Here is a 22273-nt window from a genome sequence, read left to right as displayed (position 1 = left end):
AATCTACCGGTAATGTAGCCATACAAAAACAAAGCGCCCATTGAAGAATGGGCGCTTTGTTTTTGTATGTGGTAGCCTAACCTTATCTACTGGCTGCCAGCGCCTCGGCACCACCCACAATCTCAAGGATCTCAGTGGTAATGGCGGCCTGTCTGGTCCGGTTATAGGTAAGTTTCAGTTGTTTCAACAACTCACCGGCGTTCTCAGTGGCTTTGTCCATGGCGGTCATACGGGCACCGTGCTCAGAGGCATTGGATTCCAATACGGCTTTGTACACCTGGATCTTCAGAGACTTTGGAATCAACTGCTCCAGGATCTCCTCTTTGGAAGGTTCAAAGATGTAGTCAGACTCTACCGGAGTAGCGGCCGCCTGAGTGCCTTCGCTTTCCTGAATGGGCAGGAACTGCTCTGTGCGCACAATCTGAGTGGCTACGTTTTTGAACTCGTTGTACACCAAGTCCACTTGGTCATACAAACCGGTTCTGAACCCTTCCATGGCTTCTTCAGCAGCTACCCGAACGGTTTCAAAAGACAATTTACCAAAAACGGCAGTATAGTCTCCGGCCAAGGGCATGTTGCGCTTGTGGAAGTACTCATGGCCTTTCTTTCCGATAGCCATGACCTCAATGTTACCGGCTGCTGCCTGGGCAGAATACCGCTCATTGATCAGGTTGTTCACCGCCTTCATCACGTTACTGTTGAAAGCGCCGCACAACCCTCTGTCTGAGGTAACGGCAATGATGAGCACCCGCTGCACCTCGCGCTTCTGAGCATACACATTGCCGCCGTCTTCGTCTCTTACATTGGACAAATTAGACAGAATGCTGTTCAGGCGCTGCGCGTACGGACGCATGCGCAGGATATTGTCTTGGGCCCGGCGCAGTTTGGCCGCCGCCACCATTTTCATGGCTTTGGTGATTTGCTGCGTAGAACCTACAGAGACAATGCGGTTACGTACTTCTTTTAAACTAGCCATTAATAGTTAGTCAAATATGAACAGAGAAAGAAGAGCACGCGGTTTACCGGCATGCTCTTCTCCTGTTGGTTTAATTAATTACGATATCTGGCGGTGAGGTCACGCGCTACTTGCTTGAGCGTGTTAGTCACATTATCATCAATTTTACCGGCTCTCAACGCATCCAGAACCGGACGGTGCTGCGCGTTCAAGGTCATGGTAAAGTCTTTCTCAAATGCACGCACCTCGTTTACCGGCACATCATCAATAAGACCGTTGGTACAGCAGTAAATCATGGCTACCTGGTCTTCTACCGCTACCGGAGAGAACTGTGGTTGCTTCAATACTTCCAGGTTTCTACGGCCCCGCTCAATGGTCAGTTTGGTAGAGGCATCCAGGTCAGACCCGAATTTAGCGAAGGCTTCCAGTTCACGGAACTGCGCCTGATCCAGTTTCAAGGTACCAGCCACTTTCTTCATTGACTTGATCTGCGCGTTACCACCCACACGCGATACCGAGATACCTACGTTAATGGCCGGACGGATACCAGAGTTGAACAAGTTGGTTTCCAAAAAGATCTGACCGTCTGTGATGGAGATCACGTTGGTTGGGATATAGGCAGAAACGTCACCAGCCTGCGTCTCAATGATAGGAAGAGCGGTCAAAGAACCACCACCTTTCACCAGGTGCTTGATAGACTCAGGCAAGTCGTTCATGTCTTGCGCAATAGAGTCAGAAGCGTTGATCTTAGCCGCACGCTCCAATAAACGGGAGTGCAGATAGAATACGTCACCTGGGTAGGCCTCACGTCCTGGAGGACGACGAAGCAACAGAGACACTTCACGGTAGGCTACCGCTTGCTTAGACAAGTCATCATACACTACCAGCGCAGGGCGGCCGGTGTCACGGAAGAACTCCCCGATAGCGGCCCCGGTGAAGGGCGCGTAGAACTGCATAGGAGCAGGGTCAGCAGCCGGAGCGGCTACTACCACGGTGTAACGCATGGCGCCACCCGCTTCCAGAGCATTCACGATCTGCGCTACGGTAGAGGCTTTCTGGCCAATGGCTACGTAGATACAGAAAACTGGCTCACCACGGTCAAAGAACTCCCCCTGGTTGATGATGGTGTCAATGGCCACGGCAGTTTTACCTGTCTGGCGGTCACCAATGATCAATTCCCGCTGGCCACGGCCAATCGGAATCATGGAGTCAATGGCTTTGATACCGGTTTGCATAGGCTCATTTACCGGCTGACGGTAGATAACGCCTGGTGCTTTTCTTTCAATTGGCATTTCGTACAGCTCACCCACTAACGGGCCTTTGCCGTCAATTGGCTGACCAAGGGTGTTCACCACACGGCCTACCATACCATCACCTACGCGAACGGAGGCAATTTTATTTGTTTTCTTAACTGTGTCGCCTTCTTTGATGTCGCTCCAGTCACCCAACAATACCGCACCCACATTGTCTTCCTCTAGGTTAAGAACAAGGGCTTGCAGACCATTTTCGAACTCTAACAACTCACCAGACTGTGCCTTGGATAAGCCGTAGATACGAGCAACACCGTCACCCACTTGCAGAACCGTACCAACTTCTTCTAGTTCAGCTTCTGTTCTGAAGTTTGACAGCTGTTCTCTTAAAATCGCTGATACTTCATCAGGTCTAACTTCTGCCATGATTATAGTTTAGTAATGTATGGATTTTCTTTAAACTTATTTTTCAGTTTCTGCACGCTGGTTCTCAAGGTGTTATCTATTTGCTGATCACCAATGCGCAATACATACCCGCCTACTACGGCGGGGTCTACCACTTCTTTGAGCTCTACCTTCATGCCGGTGCGTTCTACCACCATTTGCTGGAAAGTAGCCCGTAATTCCGGGGTAAGAGGCACGGCCGTGGTTACCGTGGCTTTCTGGATTCCGGTAAGCAGGTTGTACTGCGTCACAAACTCGCGTGCCACAGACTCCAGAACAGCCTCACGGTTCTTCTGGGTGATAATCCGGAAAAAAGCCATGGTCAGCTCGGTCATGTTACCTCCAAAAATGGCGGTAAGGATGGCCAGCTTTTTATCATGCTTTATAATCGGGTTGCGCAGTGCTAGGCTTAGGTCACGGCTCTCGCTCAAGACCTTGGTGAAGGAAAGCATATCGGCGTATACTTTCTCCAGTGAACCTTGCTCTTGAGACAACTCCAGCAGAGACTTGGCGTACCGGGAGGCAACTCTTTCGTCTGACATTTTTTTCTCTTGCGTGTTTAAAACGATTCGCTTCCTTTTCCGGGGCGGGAAGCAGCTCGCCGTGCGTTCTTAGCTCAGGTGGGTTTCCTGCAGATAGCTTTGTACCAGGGCGCGTTGCGCCTGCTCATCTTGCAACTCCCGTCTGATCAGCTTCTCGGCAATATCAATAGACAAGGTAGCCGCCAGGTTCTTCACCTCGGTTAAAGCTGCCTTTTTCTCATTCACGATAGAAACGCGGGCTTGCTCAATCATGCGCTGGCCTTCCTCGGTGGCTTTGGCACGGGCACTTTCCACTAAGTGGTTCGCTGCTTCAGTGGCTTCTTTCAAGATACGCTCCCGCTCAGCGCGCGCCTCATTCAGCAAGCGCTCGTTGTCGGCTTTCAAGGCCTGCATTTCCAGCTTGGCTTTCTCGGCCATGCTTAATGCTGCGTCAATGTTTTCTTCCCGCTCACGCAGGGCCGCCATGATCGGCTTCCAGGCAAACTTAGACAACAGCAAAAGAACCACCAAAAAGGTGACCACCTGCCAGAAAAGTAATCCGAAACTTGGGGTTACTAATGGATTCATCTTGTATGATTATTTAACGAAAGTACTTTTTTTCTCAACGTATATACTACCGGCTCTTTATCCCCCCGGCCCGTCCAGACCAATCGTCAGGACGGGCGAGGCGATAATTTCATCTAGTCGATGAACGAGATCAGAAGGCAAACTACCACCCCGAAGAGGGCAACACCTTCAATAAGGGCAGATGCGATAATCATCGCAGTCTGGATCTGTCCACCAGCCTCTGGTTGTCTGGCGATAGATTCCATGGCAGAGCCACCAATTCTACCGATACCCAAACCGGCACCAAGCGCCACTAAACCAGCACCGATACCGGCACCCATGATCGCGTAGCCTGAGCCAAGAGACAATGCAAGCAATAATCCTAACATAGTAGTATATATATAGTTAAAAAAAAAAGAATTCAGATTAATGGGCTGCTGCCACAGCGTGGGGCGCATCACCGTGCCCTAAGTCAGGGTGGTGGTCATGTTCTTCCACCGCACCGCCAAAATACATGGCAGAAAGCAAGGTGAAAATGTACGCCTGCAGCAGGGCCACAAACAACTCCAGGAAGTTCATGAAGACCGCAAAGGCAACACTCAACGGACCAATGGCAATGCTTTCAAAGATGAAGATCAAGCTGAACAAACTCAGGATGATGATGTGGCCTGCCGTGATGTTGGCAAACAACCGGACCATCAAAGAGAAAGGCTTGGTGAAAATCCCGATCACCTCTACCAAAGGCATGATAGGAATACCCCACTTCAACCACCACGGAACGCCCGGGGTATTGAAGATGTGCCCCCAGTACGATTTGTTTCCGCTGAACACGGTGATCAACAAGGTCATCAGCGCCAGCACCAGGGTTACCGCAATGTTTCCGGTCAGGTTGGCCCCGCCGGGCACTAGGCCTAACAGGTTGTTGAACCAGATAAAGAAGAATACCGTGAGCAGGTACGGCATGAAGCGCTGGTACTTAGGGCCAATGTTGGTCTTGGCAATATCGTCTCTGACAAAGAGGATAATGGGCTCAAAGAAAGACTGGATGCCTCTTGGCGCCCGGCCGCGGTTCTTCTTGTACGCCCCGGCAATGGTCATAAACACCAGGAACAGCAGAAGCACACTCACAAACATGGAAGCCACGTTCTTGGTGATGGAGAAATCCAAAGGCCCTACGGGCTCTTCCACGCCTTCCGCGTTCACCTGGGTGCGGGGAGTACCATCTTGGTTGGCATAATAGATATGCCCGTGGTCCATCACATACCCGTTGTACGGCTGCACTTCATGCTGGGCATTGTAGAAGTTAGAGGCAGAAAATACATCTAAGCCCTTTTCCCCGTATAATATAACCGGCAATGGCAAGACCAACCCGTCAGCGAAGTGCCAGGTGTAATCATCACCAATGTGGTGCATGATCATGTCTCCGGGACTGAATTTACCTCCCTCGGGTGATTCTGCCGCTTGGGCTGAAAAAGTAAGTACAGTAAGCAGGTAAACGAGTATCTTCTTCATTAAGAGCTAATTAAAAGCAATGATTTTTATGCAACCCCATTGCCCTAGGCATGCTTTTTTGAATTTTGGCGCAAGTTACTCAACAATGCGTAGATTTCAAATCCGGCATAAATAAAATACAGGGCGAAAAAGTTGATCACGAATTGGACTATCTTTTCGTCATGAAAATATCTATATACAAAAATTACTATTATAGCGAACACCATGCGCACCCCCATGGAGGCATAGAAGTAGGCGTGCAGGTTCCCGGCATCATGTTTTAGGCCCAGATGGCCAATATAATGCGTGAAACTGGTCACAAACACAAAGAAGCCCAGCATGTACCAGACATAGGAATGAACCAATTGCTCTCCGGTAGTGGCCACCAGTACCGTCACTAGCAGCACCAGCAACCCAGTGAGCAACAGCATGCCTCTGAAAAACTTCACCAGCTTTTAATTCTTTCGGGTAAGGGACACTATGACTGAATACACAGAGGCAAACACCGCCACTATAAGCAACCCAAGTGTCCACCAAGGCGTCTCATTCTGAAAATGGGCATCTAACTTGCGTCCGCCAACGGCCGCCAAGGTAATAACGGCAATCATCTGAAAGGCCAGCCCTGAGTACTTCAGGTACGGCTTCACCTGGGAATTCTTCTTTGGCCCGGTTGGCGGTTGGGTTGGTTCCATGCGCGTTTATCCCCTGTTTCTGCAAAGGTACTAAACGGCAGCGCACCTTGGGCAGAAAGATTTGCTTTATATAGAATAGTTTCCGCCGTTTTTCGCGTATTTTCACCAAAACGGGTCCAAATCGCAAAGTAGTCACCAAAAAAACGAGGCGCTGGTGACTACCATAAGCCTGGCCCTTGCGTACTGCGTAACAAACCGTAAAATGGTGTAAATTTGTTTTTACCCAGCCAAAGGCCAAAGCACTTGGTACGCGCTTTCCCGTTTATGGTTCGTTTTAAGAAAAAGCGGCATGAAATAAAATGGGCGGCGCGCAGTTCTACTCATATTCCAACTTTCTGACTCAACGTTGAAGCTGACACGATTTCTTCTGTTCCTCCTCTTTCTGGGCACCATAGCCGGTTGCGCTCCTGACAAGCCTTTGGGCCGGGCGTACCGCAACGTAAACGCCCGCTTCAACGGGTATTTTCTGGCGCGTGCGAAAATGGAGGCCGTAGAGGCCCGCCTGGAAGCCGCCCACGTGTATGACTACAACCGCATTCTGGACATTCTGCCGCCGCTGGACACCACGCTGTTGAGAAGCCTGGCGCCTGATCTGGATGAAGTGATCAAGCGGGCCTCTTTCCCTATCGCGCGCCACCCAAAATCACGGTGGATAGATGATTGTTACGTACTCATCGGCAAGGCCCGTTACTACCAGGGAGAAGACGCCGAGGCCGCCAAGACCTTCCGGTTTGTGCAGTCCACCAGCCCAGACCGCCACGCCCGCCATGAGGCCATGATCTGGATGATGCGCCTGGCCATGCGGCAGAAAGACTATGACCAGGCCTTCTCCATCTCAGAACAGTTCCGGAAGGAGCGCATGAACGAGACCAATGGCCGTGAACTGCTGCTGACCCGCGCCCAACTGGCCCAAATCCAGAACAACCTGCCCCTGGTGATAGAGAACCTGGAAAAGGCCATTCCCTTCACAGATGAAAGAGACCGGGAAGCCAGGTTGCGGTTCATCCTGGGGCAATTGTACCAGGCCACGAACCAAGACGCCAAGGCTTATACCCAGTTTGCCAAAGTGCTCAAGAAGCGCCCTCCCTATGAATTGGGCTTCTACGCCCACCTGAACCAGGCCCAGGTCACTGAACTGAAAGACGTAGAGGATCAGCAGAAGGTAGAGGAGTTCCTGCTCAAACTCACCCGCGACGATAAAAACCGGGAGTACCTGGACAAGATCTACTATGACCTGGCTAAACTGGAGCTTCGGCAGAAGGAGTACCCAGAGGCGCTGGCCCTACTTCAGAAATCTGCGGCGGCTTCCAGCACTAACCGGGCCCAGAAAGCCTATTCTTATCTGTTGGCCGGTCAGATCTATTATGAGAACCTGCAGCAGTACAAACTGGCCCAGGCCTATTATGACAGCACCCTCCAATTCCTGCCGCCTACTACCCTGGGGTATGAAGAACTGGCAGACCGGCGCACCGTACTGACCGCCTTCACCCAACAAATAGAGATCATCCGGTCTGAAGACAGTTTACAGGCCCTCGCCAAATTAGGGGCTGCCGAGCGTGCCCAACGGGTAGCCGAGCAGATTAACCGGGAGAAGGAACAAGCCGCCGCCGCTGTGCTGGCTGCCGCCAACGCTACCGCTGGCCCCCGCACCCAGACCGCCACGCTTCCCATAGGGGGCAGCGCCACCCAAGGCAGTACCTGGTACTTTGACAACCCGGCCGCCCTCTCCACCGCCCGCAATGACTTCTTGCGCACCTGGGGCGAACGTCCCCTGCAAGACAACTGGCGCCGAATCACCACCACTTCTGGCGCTACCCCGCTTACGGCTGGTTTGGTAACCGGCACTACCGTAGACAGCAGCGCCCAGGCCGCGGCCACCGCCCAAAAGCAGGCAGAATATTTAGCCGCTATTCCGGTGACCCCGGCCCAAAAGCAGGCCTCAGACAAACGCATTGAGGAAGCGCTGTTCACCTTAGGCAACATTTACCAGCAGCGGCTGCGGGAGCCGCAGAAAGCCGCTGAAACATTCCAACAGCTCCTGGAGCGGTTCCCTGCCTCTGCCCATGCCTCCGAAGTGTACTACAGCCTGTACGTGATGGCCCAGGCCCAACAGCAATCAGACAAGGCGGGCACTTATGCCCAGACGCTGAAACAGCGGTTCCCTACTTCTAAATACAGCCGCCTTATTGACCAGCCTGATTTTCTGCGGACCTACTCGGTAGAAAACAAGGCGGCCCATGCGCTGTATGATTCTGCGTATGCCCTGTATGAAAAAGAGAAGTACCCAGAGACGCTAGCCGTTTTGGCCTCCCTTTCCCAAAAATACCCCCAAAACGACATCCAGGACCAAAGCGCTTTCCTTAGGGCTTTGGTGACCGGGCGCACCCAGTCGCCGGCGGTGTTTAGGGCGGCTATGGAGAAATTCCTGATCCAGTACCCAGAGAGCCCCTTGCAACCCCAGGCTCGTGAGTTCATGAACCTGTACCTGCGCTATGAATCCGGGGAACTGGCCAAAGCGCCTGCACCGGCTGCCCCCGTGGTGCGCCCCGAAGAAGCCCCCACTTACAAGACTGAACGCAACAAACCCCACCTGTTTGTGGTGGTACATACTGGTGACAGCCTGCCTCTGCGCCAGCTCATGACCGCTTACGGTACGTATAACCAACGTTTCCACCCTAAAAAGAACCTTACCCTGGACCGGGTGGCCTTTAAAGACAGTACCAGTCTGCTGCTGGTGCGGGCGCTGCCCGATTTCCAGTCTGCCCAACAGTACGCCAAACTACAAGCTTCCCGCACTTCTCCTTTAGCCAATTTAAAAGGCCCGAAATTTGCTACCTTTGTGATAACTGAAGCTAACTTGACTTTACTTAGAAAGTTAGGAGATATCGCGCAGTACGTAGATTTCTTTGAAAAAAATTACCAATAGCATGTCGTCTATGCCTGATACCAGGTTCCGGAAAATCATTTCGGCACTCTGGCTGCTCTTTGCCGGAGGGTTTGTGTTCTTCCTGCTGTACGTCTTTGCCGTCAGCATCAACTTCCTTAACCTTTTCGGAGACTTACCAGACCTCAAAACCCTGGAGAACCCCAAAAGCGAACTTGCCTCTGAGGTGTATTCAGAAGATGGCCAGCTCTTAGGAAAGTACTTCCGTGAGAACCGCAGCCCCGTTACGTATGAGCAACTGCCTAAATCTCTGGTAGACGCACTCATCGCCACAGAAGACATCCGGTTTGAGGAGCACTCTGGCATTGACTTCAAGGGCACCCTGGCCGTTCCTTACTATAAGCTTACCGGTAAACAAGACCGGGGCTCCAGTACGCTGACCCAACAGCTGGCCCGTAACCTGTTTCGCACCCGTGATGATTTGAACAACGGCCTGCTCAGTGATGTGCCTGGCCTGCGCATGCTCATCATCAAGACAAAGGAGTGGATCATGTCTGTGAAACTGGAGCGGTCTTACACCAAGAAGGAGATCCTGCTCATGTACCTGAACACCGTTGACTTCGGGAGCAATGCCTACGGGATTAAGGTAGCCGCCAAAACCTTCTTCAACAAAGCCCCTGAGCAATTGACCCTGGAAGAAGGCGCTACCCTGGTAGGTGTCTTGAAAGGGCCTTCTTTCTACAGCCCGGTCACCCGCGCAGAGCGGTCTAAAGACCGGCGCAACACGGTGCTGGGCCAGATGCTCAAGTATGACTTCATTGATGAGCCTACCTTCCAGACGGCCAGCGTGAAGCCCATCAAGCTGGATTTTAACGTGGAGAACCAGAACAAAGGCCTGGCCCCTTATTTCCGGACGGAGATTGGCAAGTCGCTGGCCCAGTGGTGCCGCGACAATGGCTATGACCTGTATTCAGACGGCCTCAAAATCTACACCACCATTGACTCCCGCATGCAGCAACACGCGGAGGCGGCTCTGGAGCAACACATGAAGGTGATGCAGAAAGAGTTCTTCCAGCAATGGAAAGGCCGTAACCCCTGGGTTAATGACAACGGGAAAGAAATCAAAGGCTTCCTGATGGAAAGGATGAAGACCACTGCCCGCTACAGAAGCCTGGTGGAGCAGTATGGCAGCAACGAAGACTCCATCAAATACCACCTCAACCATAAGATTCCTATGCGCATCTTCTCCTGGAAAGGGGAAAGAGACACCATCATGAGCCCTATGGATTCTCTGCGCTATTACAAGCATTACCTGCAAGCTGGCTTTATGGCCATGGACCCGCTTACCGGCAGGGTGAAGGCTTGGGTGGGCGGTACCAACTACAAGTACTTCAAGTATGACCACGTGAAACAAGGGGCTCGCCAGCCGGGTTCGGTCTTCAAACCCTTTGTGTACGCCGCGGCGATTGAGCAAGGCTATTCTCCCTGCTATGAGGTAGTAGATGCCCCTGTCACCATCATCACCGGCGACGGCAAACCCTATACCCCTAAAAACAGCGACGGCAAGTACTCTGGACGGAGGTACACCCTACGGGAGGCCCTGGCTTTCTCGGTGAACACCATTACCACGTACCTCATGAAGAAGCTTGGTCCGGAAGTGGTGGTTTCTACCGCTAAACGGTTAGGCATCACTACGCCTCTGGATCCTGTTCCGGCGTTGGGCCTTGGTTCCAGTGACGTGACCCTGTATGACATGGTAGGCGCCTATGGCACGTTCGTGAACAAGGGAGTCTGGAACCAGCCGCAGTACCTGCTGCGCATTGAAGACAAGAACGGGACGGTGTTACATGAGTTCGTGCCCAAGACCATTGAAGCCCTTAGTGAGGAAGTAGCCTACCTGATGGTGCACATGCTGCAAGGCTCCGCGGATGTACGCGGTGGTACCGCCTACTATGGCTTACGCCACCGCTACGGACTCAAGAACGAGATAGGGGCCAAAACCGGAACTACCTCTAACTATTCTGATGCCTGGTTTATGGGGATTACCCCAGATCTGGCGGCAGGTGTTTGGGTTGGGGGCGAAGACCGAAGCATCCACTTCCGGAGCGCTGCCTACGGACAAGGGAATAAACTGGCCATGCCGATCTACGCCTTGTTCATGAAGAAGGTGTACGCCGATAAATCGTTGAACGTATCAAAGGCGCCTTTCCCTAAACCGGCAGAACCGCTATCTACTTCCATCAATTGTGGGTATTCCGCTCCCGTACCTACCGTGTCTGATTCCGTAAAACAAGAGCAAACACTAACCCTACCCCAAACCGTAGAGGAAGAGACGTTCTAAGGAAGAAGAATTGTTATGGCTGTGGAGGAAACAATCAGAGAGCAACTAAAGCACTTGCCCCATCGCCCGGGCATCTATAAGTACTATGATGACAAGGGCATCATCTATGTGGGCAAGGCCATTGACATCCGGAAACGGGTAAGCTCTTATTTCAATTCCTCTAAGCAGCACAACAAGAAGACGCTTAAGCTCATCTCGCAGATCAAGCGCATTGAGTTTACCATTGTAGACAGTGAGGCTGATGCTTTCTTGCTGGAGAACAACCTCATCAAGCAGCATCAGCCTAAATACAACATCCTTTTAAAGGATGGTAAAACGTACCCGTACCTGTGCATCACCAATGAGCGGTTCCCTAGGGTGCTCAGTACCCGCAATAAGCTTAATGATGGTTCCCGCTACTTTGGACCTTACCCCAGTGGCACCAGCATGTACGTGGTACTGGAGCTGATCAGGACTTTATACCCTCTGCGTACCTGCAGCTATAACCTGAGCCAAACGAATATAGAGGCCGGTAAATTCAAGGTGTGCCTGGAGTACCACATTGGCAACTGCAAAGGCCCTTGTGAAGGCTTGTATGACGAGAGCCAATACAATGAACACATTCAGCAGATAAGGAACATCCTTTCAGGAAACCTGGCGGTAGCTAAGAACTACTTCAAGGAGGCCATGTCTGCCGCCGCCGCTGATTACCAGTATGAGTTAGCCCACCAGTTCAAACAGAAGCTGGACCTGCTGGATGACTTCCAGGCCAAGTCTACGGTGGTGAGCCACACCTTGACCAACATTGATGTGTTCACCATCACCTCCAATGAGAAGTGCGCCTTTATCAATTACCTGAAGGTGATGAACGGCTCAGTGATTGGCACCCAGTCGCTGGAACTGCAGAAGAAACTGGAAGAGACGGACCAGGAGATTCTGGCGTCTATGATCATGCAACTGCGCCAGGATTTTGAAAGCAACTCCAAGGAGATTTTGGTGAACATTGAAGGCCTCACCCTTCCCCTGGAAAACATCACCATTGCCGTGCCCCAGATTGGCGACAAACGGAAACTGCTGAACCTTTCCCTCAAGAACGCCCTCTACCTGCGGAAAGAGAAAGAAAGCATGCAGGACAAATCCAAAGACAGCAATGAGGTCAGGATCATGGAAACCATGAAACGCGATCTGCGCCTCACGGAGCTACCCAAACACATTGAGTGCTTTGACAACTCCAACTTTCAGGGAGACAACCCGGTGGCCTCTATGGTATGTTTCCGCAACGCCAAGCCTTCTAAGAAAGATTACCGCCACTTCCATATCAAGACGGTAGTGGGCCCAGATGATTTTGCCTCTATGTATGAGGTAGTGACCCGCCGGTACCGTCGGCTTATAGAAGAAGGGGCCTCACTGCCCCAACTCATTATCATTGACGGGGGCAAGGGGCAGCTAGGCATGGCCGTGAAAGCCCTGAAAGACCTGGGCATCTACGGTCAGGTAGCCATTGTCAGTATTGCCAAACGCCTGGAGGAGATCTTCTACCCTGGTGATACGCTTCCGCTCTACATTGATAAAAAGTCTGAGACCCTCAAGCTCATCCAGCGCCTCCGCAACGAGGCCCACCGGTTCGGGATTACGTTCCACCGTTCCCTGCGGGACGCGGGCACCCTGCAGACCGAGCTCACCAAAGTCAAAGGCTTAGGACCAGCCACCGCAGAGAAACTGCTTAGCAAGTTCAAATCAGTCAAAAAGATCGCGGAGCTTTCGCAGCAGGAACTGGAACAGGAGATAGGCAAAAGCAAGACCCGCCTGTTGATGGAGTACTTCGGCCAGACCGCTAAATAGAAACCAGCTAATTTGGTTCTGTTTTTCTGAAAACGCCCCCTAAACAATAAATCGTCCCTTCACTTTTCTGCTTCTACTCACGAGCATTACCTTCTATTTAAAGGTTGCTTTTCCAAAAACAGGCTTTAAATGGGGAATTCCTTTTGACTTTTCTAGAGGTTTTTCAGGTGTGGGGGCAATCCCTTCTGATTGCTCTTGATGGTGCGCAGAAGGGGCAACCACAAGGGATTACCCCTATAAGAATCTGTTCTGCCTGAATTTCAATAATCGCCTTTCACCAAACCAAGGGGCACAAAAAAAGGAGGCCGTTTAGGACCTCCTTTTTTTATTGTATGCTTAAAACTACTAGTAGCTCCACAAGCTGTACTCAAACTCAATGAGTTCTTCCATGGCTTGCTGGGCAGCTAATAAGCCTTTTTTGCCAGCACCATATTGCTCCTCTAAACGAGCATCATTGACATTAGATACTTTGGTGATGTAAGAGCTGAACAACCACAGGTCAAAGGCGTCTGCCAGGTTCTTGTGCTGCGCATCATTCTGCGCGTTGAACCAAATTGCCTCCTCTGGATGGGCTCTGAAAACCCTGGCTAAATCGCTGTATTTGAAAGAAGCAATTGGTTTCTCAAACCCAAGGCTGTTGTATTTTGCTGGCATCACCAAGGTAATAGCCTGGATATCATGATAAAGTCTTGAACGTTTCTTATCAAATATCACGTCTTCTTTGATCTCTAATTTATAAAGCTCATTAGGAAGAAGCTCATTACCAGAAGTCACGGCTACAGCTGGAGCAGCAGTACCTGTTTTCTTGGTAGTAGCGGCGGGTTTCTTTGCCGGAGCAGGTGTTCCCCAACCATCATCCTCTACTGCCGCAGGGGTATCAAAACCGGCTGCTTTCTCTGCCTCCGTTAACCCGCCGCTGGTTTCAGCGGGGGTCATGTTCGCAAAGAACTCCTGGGCAGGAATTGGCGTGTTCAGGGTGTCTGACCGGTAGGCTTGTAACTCACCTCTTTTTACCGCTTCTGTGATCAGTTTAGTGATTTGTTTCCCGTTAGAGAACATAGGGCGGTTTTGCTTCTCGCGCAAATCCACCGCTCTCCAAACCGTTTTCTTGAACATCACATCAGAGGCCGGGATAGGTCTAGCCGACGCAGGGGCAGCCAGAGAGCTGTCCATTCTTGCCTGTACCATCTCAGCTTGCTTCTGCATTTCTTGTTGCATAGCTAACTCTTCCTGGCGTTTTTTCTCAGCCGCAGCCTGAGCGGCCGCACTTTGCTGTGCTTTCTGCGCAGAAGTAGTTGACTTCTTAGTAGTACGCTTTTGCGCCATACTAACAACCGGCATGCTAAGCAAACCCGCTAAACCCAACACAATTAATTTCTTCATGATACTAAGAAAAATATTCTTACTAGTTAAGCTGAATGTTGATACTAGAGTTATCAGAAGGTACAACTTCCTGCTGATCACGATAGTTCATTCTACGTATTTCTTTAACGTCTACGGCAATCCGGTCTCCCGGACGGGCCTGAGCAGCTAGGTTACCCAAGCTTACAGTTGGGCCGTTGCCTGCTACTGAGCCTACGGGGCGGCTACCACGCACCAGGTAAACCGTATATTGGGTTACTCTGTAACGGGCATCCTTAGGCAATTGGTTTTTAAAACTTTCGTCTGCAACGGCTCTCACTTCCAACACACGTGGTCCTGGTGCTGCCATTCCTTTCACCACATCAACCGGACGGCCATTGGCATAGGCAACCACCCTTGGTCTTGGGACCAGTTTCACGGTGAACTCCTGTGAACCAATGGCGTTTCCACCGCTGCTTACGTTCAGTCTTACTTGTCTTGACGTAGGAATAAGGGTTAAGAATCCTTTCTTAGCTCCTTTTACCACGGTTGCCCCTGAGGCAGAGAAAGAAGGATCATACACCGCACCTAAGGCCGGCACCTGAACACTCAGTTCGTTTCCGCAGTTGAAGTACAAAGAGTTGATAGAGGCAGACTGGATCTGCATTACCGGCTTTGCCACTACGTAATCTTGGGTCACGGTAAAGGTGGTATCACGGCCGCTTGCCTGACGGAAACGCACCTGGCCTCTCCAAGTCTTCTTCGCGTTTCCTTCAGAGTCATAGTTACCAGCAGTAGCCGTGAACTCAATGGTACCTTTTCCGCCTTTTACCGGAATAGATCTTCCGTCAACAGACATAGTAGGAGTCACCGCATCTGAAGAGGCAGCCAGGAACATTTCTGCTCTGTATTTAGTACCAGCCGCTACCGTCTTAGACTCAGCACTGGCCATAGCGAAGATGTTCTCAAACTTGATGATATCTGCCCCTACTTTCTGAGCCAGTAATGATAAGGTCTCTGCTTCATACTTCAGCACTTCAGACTCTTTCTGAGCCAAGGTAGCCAAAGCGGCTACCATAGGGGTTTCTTCAAAGTTCAACTGCGCGAAGTTCTTTCTGCGTTGGTCTTTGTTGTTGGCTACTCGTGGGTCTTCAGAGCCGCTCATGGCCAGCTTCTGAGGCATTTTAGGGTTGAACGGGCGTAAAAATTCAGCGTACTGGTTCAGTTTTGCTTCTAATTCATACCCTTTGCCTTTTTTCAGGCCGCCAATCATTACTTCGTTTACAATCTCGTTGGCTTCTGGTTTCTTATAGTTTCCTTCTTCGTCTTTTCCACCAGTAGCTTGTTCCAATTCAGTGCGCAATCCACGGATGAACGCGACCATTTCAGCGGTTTTAGCACTTACTTGCTGTGCTTGCTCCACTACCTGCTTGTCTTTGGCAGTGCTGGCACCTTCCGCTACCGCTGCTTGAATACCTTTTACCGCTCCTTTGTTATCTGAAACAGTTTTATTGTTCACCTCCATTAAGCTGGCGTCAATAAACTGAAATTTTAAAAGTATTGCAGAGCTTACGTTCAATGCCAACAGCGCCGTCAGAACGAGATACATCATCCCGATCATCTTTTGCCGTGGCGTCTCTTTTCCTCCAGCCATAATATCCTATAGTGTTTACTTTATTAGTTAACCTTAATTAAATAGAGGATTGGCAGAGATTATCCTCTCATGGCATTTAACATGTTGCCATACACGTTGTTTAATGAATGGAGATTCTTAGTTAGGTTGGTTACCTCTTCTTTGAATTGTTCAGTTTCACGGCTGGCCTGGGTCAGGTTCTCCATAGCGTTGGTGATGCTGCCGTAGAACTTGTTGATAGATTTCAGGTGGTTGTTGGCATCCTGAAGCTCCATTTCATAGACAGCGTTCAAAGCGCCTAAGTTCTTGGTTACCTGCTGTACCTGGGCATTGTAGGCCTGGGTATCTGCCGTGGCGTTTGCCATCTGTGACACCACCTGCAAGGTAGTTCCATAGGCTTCGTTGATCTTGTCAAGGGAACCGGTAGCGGTTCTTACACGCGCTGCATACTCTTTGGTGGCAACGGTTGCGTCTGTCAAATCAGAGATCTGGGCAGTGGTCTCGCTCAATCTGTTCAAGCCTTGGCCCAAAGAACTGATAGTGGCTGGCGTCACGTTGGCGTCACGCAGCATTTTATCTAAGTCACCGGTGATAGAAGGACCAGCGGCAGCGGCAGGCACGGTAGGAAGCGGACCGTTGTAGTCATCACGCAATTGAGGATATACCCGCTCCCACTCTGGCTCATGCGGAGGGTTAGGCTGGAACGCACTCAGGAAAAAGATAATGGCTTCTGTTCCGAGACCCACAATCAGCATCTCGTTGGCACCGTTCAAGTGGAGTATTTTAAACAAAGCTCCTACAATCACTACTGCAGCACCAATACCATAGATTTTTGGCATCACCTTATCGTAGAAGAAGTTGCCTCTAGATTTACTCATTTTTTGGAAGGATTTAGTTTGTAAGTATTTGGGTTCAGAAATAAATTCAATATAGCACTAATTAAATATTATCAAAAGACTATCTTCCTAAGTCAAAGTCAGAAGAACGTCCAATGTAAATCATGGCGCTACGGAAACCGATGAAGGAGCGGGCAGAATCTTGGTATTCAAAGTTACGCACCCCCGTCTCCAGGAAGTGGGCGATGTCTTTCCAAGATCCACCACGAACAATCTTGCGGGGCTCATTGTCATTATAGTAGGTAGGGTTCAAGTCCCACACCAATGGCACAGTAGCCTCTGAATAAGCGTCTTCACACCACTCAGCCACGTTTCCGGCCATATCATATAAACCAAAATCATTAGGATAATATTGTCCTACTGGGGCAGTATATGTGAAACCGTCGCTGTAGTAGTCACCACGGCCTGGCTTGAAGTTAGCCAGCATACAACCTTTGGCGTTACGCAGGTAAGGGCCACCCCAAGGATAGGTTGCCAGGTCACGGCCGCCACGGGCTGCATACTCCCACTCAGCCTCAGAAGGCAACCGGAAGCTAGGCATTGGCGCCATGCCGCTTTCTACATTGTAGTTATTCTTATGCTTGGTTCTCCAGTTGTTGAAGTACTTGGCGGCAAACCAGTCAACCCCTACTACGGGGAAGTCATCAAACGCCGGATGGGAGAAGTAATACTCCATCAGAGGATCACCCATGTGGTAGGTGAAGTCCTTCACCCAAACGGTGGTATCTGGATACAGTTGGGTCATGACAAACTCCTCGCCCAGAATATCCAGTGAGTCCTGACGGATCGCATCCACGAACTGACGGTATTCATTGTTGGTGATCTCCGTCTCATCCATGTAGAACCCACCAATGGTTACCTGCTTGTTCATGTTAGACATGCTGGCGGCGATATCTTGATCCGTCTGCCCCATATGAAAAGTACCACCTGGGCAGGCCACCATTCCATAAGGAATTTCCTGAGGATTGAATTCTGGGCGGTCTTCTGCCCCGATCACATCACCCTGTGAATCTCTACCCATACCACAACCTGCCATCAAGACTACGCTTAGAGCAATGGCAGAAAACTGTAAAAACTTAATCATATTCTTGATTGAAAAAAGTAGCGTTCCCGCTTAGCATGTATAATTTTGAAGATAGTAACGTTAAGTCCTTATTCAAAAAACAAAACTAGTGTTTTTTCTTGAAGATCAATAAGCTAACGAGCCAAAGAAAATAATATTTTATTTTGATAACAATTCCCTCAAAGCTAGCCATATGCATATTACTCAAAAGTAGGGATTTAGAAAAAGTAGCGGGGGGTTCTGATAGGTGGCTTTGTATTATTTCTAGGTTTTGGCAACTTGTATCCTAGCATAACCTCATGGGAGGTGGCACTTTTAGCCTGCGTGCCTACGGCGGTATAGTCAAAGGCGTACCCAAAACTCAAGGCATTGTCTTTTAACAGGTAAACGCCCAACAGCCCGGTAACGGCCTCGCCGAAACGATAGCCGGCCCCACCCCAAAATTTATCATTGAACGTTGCCCGTGCCCCTGTTTCCAAAGAGGTAACCCCCGCATTTAAATCCTGTTTTAGTAATACCGTTGGTGTAACGTCTATGGCATCAGAAAGTTCCAGGTTGTACCCCCCCGTCACCATCAGGTGCTTCTCGGCAGTGACGGTGCCGTAGCCAAGATCTTTGGTTTCGCTCTCAAATTGGTAAGCCGCCCCTAACAGGTTGGTGACACCTGCACCCGCGTACCAATTCTCATGCTGATACCACAAACCTGCCCCCATGTCAAACTTACGGTCAGAGCTGTTGAAGGGCACCTTCGGGTCACCCGGCTCATTAGGCCGGTAACTTCCTTTGCTCATGTTGGTCAGATTTCCCTGCAGGCCGATACCCAAGATACCACCCGCCAGAGCCAGGTGATAGGAGTAGGCTAATTGCGCATGGAAGACATCTACCGGCCCAATCTCATCTTTCATCACCACCAGCCCTAACCCGCCTTTGAGGAAACTCACGGGCGCTGAAACCGTGAACAATGCCGTACGAGGGGAGCCTCCGGTATCAAAGGTAGCGTTATAGCCCAACCACTGGTACCTGTACAACACGTTCAGTTCGGTCTGGCCCTTTATTCCTGCGTAGGCCGGGCTTATGAACTGCCCATTGAAACCATAATGACTAAACTGCGGCAGCTGCTGTGCCAGCCCCACAAAGGGAAGAGAAAGCCCTAATAAGAATATCAGGAAACCAAATTTGCGCATCATGTACAGCATTAAACCGTCCCTTGATCTTCAAGAGCCTTTTGGCAAAAGCTAACAAATTATCTATTAACTACCAATAGTTAACGTTAATTCACCAACCCTAGCCCTGCTACGCACAAATAAAGGAAAAGTAACGCTGAGGTTTACTTTTTCTTAGAATGTTGTTGGATATAAACCTCAATGGCCCCGGTCATAGAAGGAGCATTGGGCATAGGGGCTTCAATGTCAAGCTCTAACCCGGCATCACGCACAGCCTGGGCGGTGGTAGGACCAAAAGCCGCGATCCGGGTACTGTTCTGTTTGAAGTCTGGGAAGTTCACAAACAGAGAATGCACCCCTGAAGGGCTGAAGAAAGCAATACAATCATACTTCACCTCGGCCAGGTCTGACAAATCAGAGGCCACCGTCTTGTACATGGTTGCCTCTGTGAAGTCAAAGCCGTTGGCCCGCATGAACTCAGGAATATCTTCCTTTCTGATGTTGGAGCAAGGGTACAGAAACTTCTCCGTCTTGTGCTTCTTCAACACATCAAAGAGATCAGAAGCAGTTTTGCCTCCAATGAACAGTTTCCGTTTTCTCAGAACGATGTATTTCTGGAGATAGTATGCGGTCTGGTCTGAGATACAGAAGTATTTCATCTCAGCGGGCACTTCTATCTTCCCCTCAGAACAGATCCTGAAGAAATGGTCAACGGCGTTCCGGCTGGTGAAGATGACCGCAGTGTGGTCTAGAATAGAGACTTTGTCTTTCCTGAACTCCTTATAGGGAACTGGCTCAATTTCAATGAAGGCTCTAAAATCTACTTTGATCCCGTATTTCTCAGCAATGCTCAGATACGGAGAATTATCGTTTGCCGGCTTTGGCTGCGTGACTAGAATACTAGAAATTTTCTTTGAATGTCTATCAGCACCCAACACTTCTTTACCGTCAGCCATCTTTAGAAGGTAGTTTAACAACTTTTAATCTAAAATTCCCAATAATTCCTATTTTCCTGAAATCTATACAAAAACAATGAGCTTAAGTAAAATCATCAGAGGAATCACTTCTGTGGCGCAAAGGTAGGAAAATAAATGTAGATTTTTAAGGGAATATTTTTTACTAACCGTATAGAAAGTCCTGAACATAGTAAAGACTAAAAGGGCTGTAATGCTCACATTGGCAATCCAATACACTATTTGCGGGGTAGAAGACCACAAGCCCAGGTACAGGAGCAGAACAAAGGGCAAAAACAGCCCCATCCCCAACAATGTCCGCAAAAACTCACGGTATTGAGACAGCACCATCTCACCTACTCCAAAGATAAATCCCATTAACTGGAGAAAAAGGTACTTGAACAGGATAAACAGGAATATTATTAATGTGTACAGCAAGATCTTAGCAATGAGGTCTGCCTGCGTGGCCGTGAATAATTGATTCAAAAGGGTCAGGTCTTCCAGATCAGTATGCACGGCTACAATCAGCAGCGAAAAGGAAAGAGCGAAGGCTAACACGAACAGGATGCTGGACCAGTTGCCCACCGGTTTAGCCAGCAACCCCTCTTCCAGAGTAGACAGTTTGGTGAAGCTGCTCCACCTGAAAATGCTCACGAAGTCTGTATAGAAGGTCATCCTGAGCGAGCCGTAAATCAACCCCACCACCACCATAAAAAAAACCAGGGCGCTGCGGTGCGAATTTGGCTGTTTGGCCAACGGACGATAGGTGGCATCTGCCCTGGTGTTCAGCACCGTGATGGGCGCCTGAGGCACTTTAAAAGAAGGATAATTGGGCTGCTGGTCAGGATGCCACAACGTGAGCAGGTATTTTTTGCCCGGCGTGAGGTAGGGGGTCAGATCCAGGGTATAGCGGGCCGTGGAATCAGCCACAAAGACCAGCCTGTTATCTAGGAAAAGGCACAGCTGCTGCCGGGCCGCAAACTCTATCTTAGGGTTGGTGAACTTATCCAGAACCACCCACTGGTACAAGGCCTGCCGCTCATCATGGAACTCGGGCAGGTACGGCACCAGTTTGTCCTGGGCAGGCCGGTAGATCAACCAGTCTGAAGACAGCAAGGGCTTGAGGGGCATAGACTGCCCCAAGGCAACTCCGCCCCAAAGACACAGGCCCAAGACCACTCCCCAAAACCGCATACGCTTAGGTACTTGTGGTAGATTTAGCAGAATACGAACCTAATACAAAGCTTAGCACCACGGAAAAGCCCAGGAGACAGAGCAGCAGGTTCAGATTTCCCCAATGGGAAAAATTGAAGACAAAGAGGATCACCAGCACATTGAGCAAAACCAGGATCACCACGGTGGCCACCTGACTGAACCCCATGGCCAGGATACGGTGATGGATATGGTTTTTGTCTGGGGCAAAAGGAGAAACGCCTTTCAACACCCTGATCAAAGAAACCCTGATGGTATCAAACAGCGGCACAAAAAGCACCCCTAGTGCTACTACCGGCGAAGACGGCACGGCCCGCATCTCAATGAACTGGATAGCCATGATAGACACTACAAACCCGCAGAGCAAAGAACCGGTGTCTCCCATGAAGATGCGGGCTTTGTAGAAGTTATAGCGCAAAAAGCCCAACAAGCCCCCCATCAAACAAACCGCCACCCCTGCATAATTAGAGTAGGTATCTATGTGGGCGTACCAGAAAAAGAAACCGAACGTAGCCACTATGATGGTCACAATACTACCTGCCAAGCCATCAAGGCCATCTATCAGGTTAATGGCGTTGGTGATACCTACAATGGTAAAGAACGTGAAGCCGTAGCTTAATCCGTCGGGCAGGTCATGGATGTTGAAGATCCCCTGGAAACTGGTGATTCGGATATCTGCGATGAACATGACCACCCCGGTGGCCAGCACCTGCATCAGGAACTTCTTGAAAGCCGAAATGGACACCAGGTCGTCTTTGAGCCCCCCAAAGAAAAGGATGATACACCCGGCCAACACTTGCTGCACGCCATTTGACAGGTCGCCAAAAATGGTCAACGCTGACATGAAACCGGCAAAAACCCCTAAACCTCCTAACCGCGGAGTAAGCGACACGTGCACCGTACGCTTATTAGGCTGGTCCAGAATGTTCTTTAAATGCGCCACATATACAATGGAGGGGATAGCAAATAAAGCAATGAAGAAAGACCAACTAAAGGAAAGCAGGTAGGTAAGAAATTTCATGCCATGTCTAATGTTAAATTTAAAG

Annotated in this window: 19 protein-coding genes; 3 read left to right on the top strand and 16 right to left on the bottom strand. The window is 50.1% G+C overall.

Annotated elements, in window-relative coordinates; translation table 11 throughout:
• Positions 1-82: 82 nt before the first annotated feature.
• From atpG to FOE74_RS18325, 8 genes are all read right to left on the bottom strand, one after another.
• On the bottom strand, positions 83-976 hold the full coding sequence (gene atpG, locus FOE74_RS18360) for an ATP synthase F1 subunit gamma (RefSeq protein ID WP_149100092.1): 894 nt from the start codon (positions 974-976) through the stop codon (positions 83-85).
• Between the two features lie 74 nt (positions 977-1050).
• Positions 1051-2631: a F0F1 ATP synthase subunit alpha gene (gene atpA / locus FOE74_RS18355; RefSeq protein ID WP_149100091.1), complete on the bottom strand. Its 1581-nt coding sequence runs from the start codon at positions 2629-2631 to the stop codon at positions 1051-1053.
• Positions 2632-2633: 2 nt separating this feature from the next.
• Complete coding sequence (gene atpH / locus FOE74_RS18350; RefSeq protein ID WP_149100090.1) at positions 2634-3191, bottom strand: ATP synthase F1 subunit delta; 558 nt, start codon at positions 3189-3191, stop codon at positions 2634-2636.
• A 69-nt stretch (positions 3192-3260) separates the two neighbouring features.
• A complete protein-coding gene (locus tag FOE74_RS18345; protein ID WP_149100089.1) occupies positions 3261-3758 on the bottom strand; it encodes a F0F1 ATP synthase subunit B in 498 nt (165 codons plus the stop codon).
• A 113-nt stretch (positions 3759-3871) separates the two neighbouring features.
• The gene (atpE, locus tag FOE74_RS18340; RefSeq protein WP_149100088.1) at positions 3872-4126 is read right to left on the bottom strand and encodes an ATP synthase F0 subunit C; all 255 of its coding nucleotides are present in this window, start codon (positions 4124-4126) and stop codon (positions 3872-3874) included.
• 37 nt (positions 4127-4163) lie between these two features.
• On the bottom strand, positions 4164-5249 hold the full coding sequence (atpB, locus tag FOE74_RS18335) for a F0F1 ATP synthase subunit A (RefSeq protein WP_149100087.1): 1086 nt from the start codon (positions 5247-5249) through the stop codon (positions 4164-4166).
• A 44-nt stretch (positions 5250-5293) separates the two neighbouring features.
• A complete protein-coding gene (locus FOE74_RS18330; RefSeq protein ID WP_149100086.1) occupies positions 5294-5677 on the bottom strand; it encodes a hypothetical protein in 384 nt (127 codons plus the stop codon).
• 6 nt (positions 5678-5683) lie between these two features.
• The gene (locus tag FOE74_RS18325; protein ID WP_149100085.1) at positions 5684-5920 is read right to left on the bottom strand and encodes an AtpZ/AtpI family protein; all 237 of its coding nucleotides are present in this window, start codon (positions 5918-5920) and stop codon (positions 5684-5686) included.
• Positions 5921-6266: 346 nt separating this feature from the next.
• Here FOE74_RS18325 and porW point away from each other — a divergent pair, with 346 nt between their 5' ends.
• From porW to uvrC, 3 genes are read left to right on the top strand one after another with little or no spacing between them, the layout of a single operon-like run.
• Positions 6267-8846 (top strand): type IX secretion system periplasmic lipoprotein PorW/SprE, encoded by a 2580-nt coding sequence (gene porW, locus FOE74_RS18320; RefSeq protein ID WP_149100084.1) that lies wholly within the window; start codon positions 6267-6269, stop codon positions 8844-8846.
• 10 nt (positions 8847-8856) lie between these two features.
• The gene (locus FOE74_RS18315) at positions 8857-11145 is read left to right on the top strand and encodes a penicillin-binding protein 1A (protein WP_225840882.1); all 2289 of its coding nucleotides are present in this window, start codon (positions 8857-8859) and stop codon (positions 11143-11145) included.
• A 15-nt stretch (positions 11146-11160) separates the two neighbouring features.
• Positions 11161-12966, top strand: a complete 1806-nt coding sequence (gene uvrC / locus FOE74_RS18310; RefSeq protein WP_149100083.1) for an excinuclease ABC subunit UvrC — start codon at positions 11161-11163, stop codon at positions 12964-12966.
• 345 nt (positions 12967-13311) lie between these two features.
• Here the strand turns inward: uvrC and porN are convergent, their stop codons facing one another.
• From porN to FOE74_RS18270, 8 genes are all read right to left on the bottom strand, one after another.
• Positions 13312-14292, bottom strand: coding sequence for a type IX secretion system ring subunit PorN/GldN (gene porN, locus FOE74_RS18305; RefSeq protein WP_225840881.1), 981 nt, complete (start codon positions 14290-14292; stop codon positions 13312-13314).
• A 79-nt stretch (positions 14293-14371) separates the two neighbouring features.
• Entirely contained in the window at positions 14372-15961 is a 1590-nt protein-coding gene (gene porM, locus FOE74_RS18300) for a type IX secretion system motor protein PorM/GldM (protein WP_149100082.1), read from the bottom strand.
• 59 nt (positions 15962-16020) lie between these two features.
• Entirely contained in the window at positions 16021-16818 is a 798-nt protein-coding gene (porL, locus tag FOE74_RS18295; RefSeq protein ID WP_149100081.1) for a type IX secretion system motor protein PorL/GldL, read from the bottom strand.
• Between the two features lie 79 nt (positions 16819-16897).
• Positions 16898-17920: a T9SS ring complex lipoprotein PorK/GldK gene (gene porK, locus FOE74_RS18290; RefSeq protein ID WP_149100080.1), complete on the bottom strand. Its 1023-nt coding sequence runs from the start codon at positions 17918-17920 to the stop codon at positions 16898-16900.
• A gap of 197 nt (positions 17921-18117) precedes the next feature.
• On the bottom strand, positions 18118-19086 hold the full coding sequence (locus FOE74_RS18285; protein ID WP_225840880.1) for a PorP/SprF family type IX secretion system membrane protein: 969 nt from the start codon (positions 19084-19086) through the stop codon (positions 18118-18120).
• Positions 19087-19226: 140 nt separating this feature from the next.
• On the bottom strand, positions 19227-20018 hold the full coding sequence (locus FOE74_RS18280) for a uroporphyrinogen-III synthase (RefSeq protein WP_149100079.1): 792 nt from the start codon (positions 20016-20018) through the stop codon (positions 19227-19229).
• A 63-nt stretch (positions 20019-20081) separates the two neighbouring features.
• Entirely contained in the window at positions 20082-21209 is a 1128-nt protein-coding gene (locus FOE74_RS18275) for a DUF4271 domain-containing protein (RefSeq protein ID WP_149100078.1), read from the bottom strand.
• A 4-nt stretch (positions 21210-21213) separates the two neighbouring features.
• Entirely contained in the window at positions 21214-22248 is a 1035-nt protein-coding gene (locus tag FOE74_RS18270) for an MraY family glycosyltransferase (RefSeq protein WP_149100077.1), read from the bottom strand.
• Positions 22249-22273: the final 25 nt, after the last annotated feature.

It is taken from the genome of Rufibacter glacialis, from assembly GCF_008271745.1.
Lineage (GTDB): Bacteria > Bacteroidota > Bacteroidia > Cytophagales > Hymenobacteraceae > Nibribacter > Nibribacter glacialis.
The sequence above is the reverse complement of the archived record's forward strand: the minus strand, read 5'-3'. Positions and strand labels throughout refer to the sequence as shown.

Bases quoted from the DNA above. Each gene is read 5' to 3' on its own strand.
- atpG (WP_149100092.1), bottom strand. From the start codon at position 976: ATGGCTAGTTTAAAAGAAGTACGTAACCGCATTGTCTCTGTAGGTTCT.
- atpA (WP_149100091.1), bottom strand. From the start codon at position 2,631: ATGGCAGAAGTTAGACCTGATGAAGTATCAGCGATTTTAAGAGAACAG.
- atpH (WP_149100090.1), bottom strand. From the start codon at position 3,191: ATGTCAGACGAAAGAGTTGCCTCCCGGTACGCCAAGTCTCTGCTGGAG.
- FOE74_RS18345 (WP_149100089.1), bottom strand. From the start codon at position 3,758: ATGAATCCATTAGTAACCCCAAGTTTCGGATTACTTTTCTGGCAGGTG.
- atpE (WP_149100088.1), bottom strand. From the start codon at position 4,126: ATGTTAGGATTATTGCTTGCATTGTCTCTTGGCTCAGGCTACGCGATC.
- atpB (WP_149100087.1), bottom strand. From the start codon at position 5,249: ATGAAGAAGATACTCGTTTACCTGCTTACTGTACTTACTTTTTCAGCC.
- FOE74_RS18325 (WP_149100085.1), bottom strand. From the start codon at position 5,920: ATGGAACCAACCCAACCGCCAACCGGGCCAAAGAAGAATTCCCAGGTG.
- FOE74_RS18315 (WP_225840882.1), top strand. From the start codon at position 8,857: ATGCCTGATACCAGGTTCCGGAAAATCATTTCGGCACTCTGGCTGCTC.
- uvrC (WP_149100083.1), top strand. From the start codon at position 11,161: ATGGCTGTGGAGGAAACAATCAGAGAGCAACTAAAGCACTTGCCCCAT.
- porN (WP_225840881.1), bottom strand. From the start codon at position 14,292: ATGGCGCAAAAGCGTACTACTAAGAAGTCAACTACTTCTGCGCAGAAA.
- porM (WP_149100082.1), bottom strand. From the start codon at position 15,961: ATGGCTGGAGGAAAAGAGACGCCACGGCAAAAGATGATCGGGATGATG.
- porL (WP_149100081.1), bottom strand. From the start codon at position 16,818: ATGAGTAAATCTAGAGGCAACTTCTTCTACGATAAGGTGATGCCAAAA.
- porK (WP_149100080.1), bottom strand. From the start codon at position 17,920: ATGATTAAGTTTTTACAGTTTTCTGCCATTGCTCTAAGCGTAGTCTTG.
- FOE74_RS18285 (WP_225840880.1), bottom strand. From the start codon at position 19,086: ATGATGCGCAAATTTGGTTTCCTGATATTCTTATTAGGGCTTTCTCTT.
- FOE74_RS18280 (WP_149100079.1), bottom strand. From the start codon at position 20,018: ATGGCTGACGGTAAAGAAGTGTTGGGTGCTGATAGACATTCAAAGAAA.
- FOE74_RS18275 (WP_149100078.1), bottom strand. From the start codon at position 21,209: ATGCGGTTTTGGGGAGTGGTCTTGGGCCTGTGTCTTTGGGGCGGAGTT.
- FOE74_RS18270 (WP_149100077.1), bottom strand. From the start codon at position 22,248: ATGAAATTTCTTACCTACCTGCTTTCCTTTAGTTGGTCTTTCTTCATT.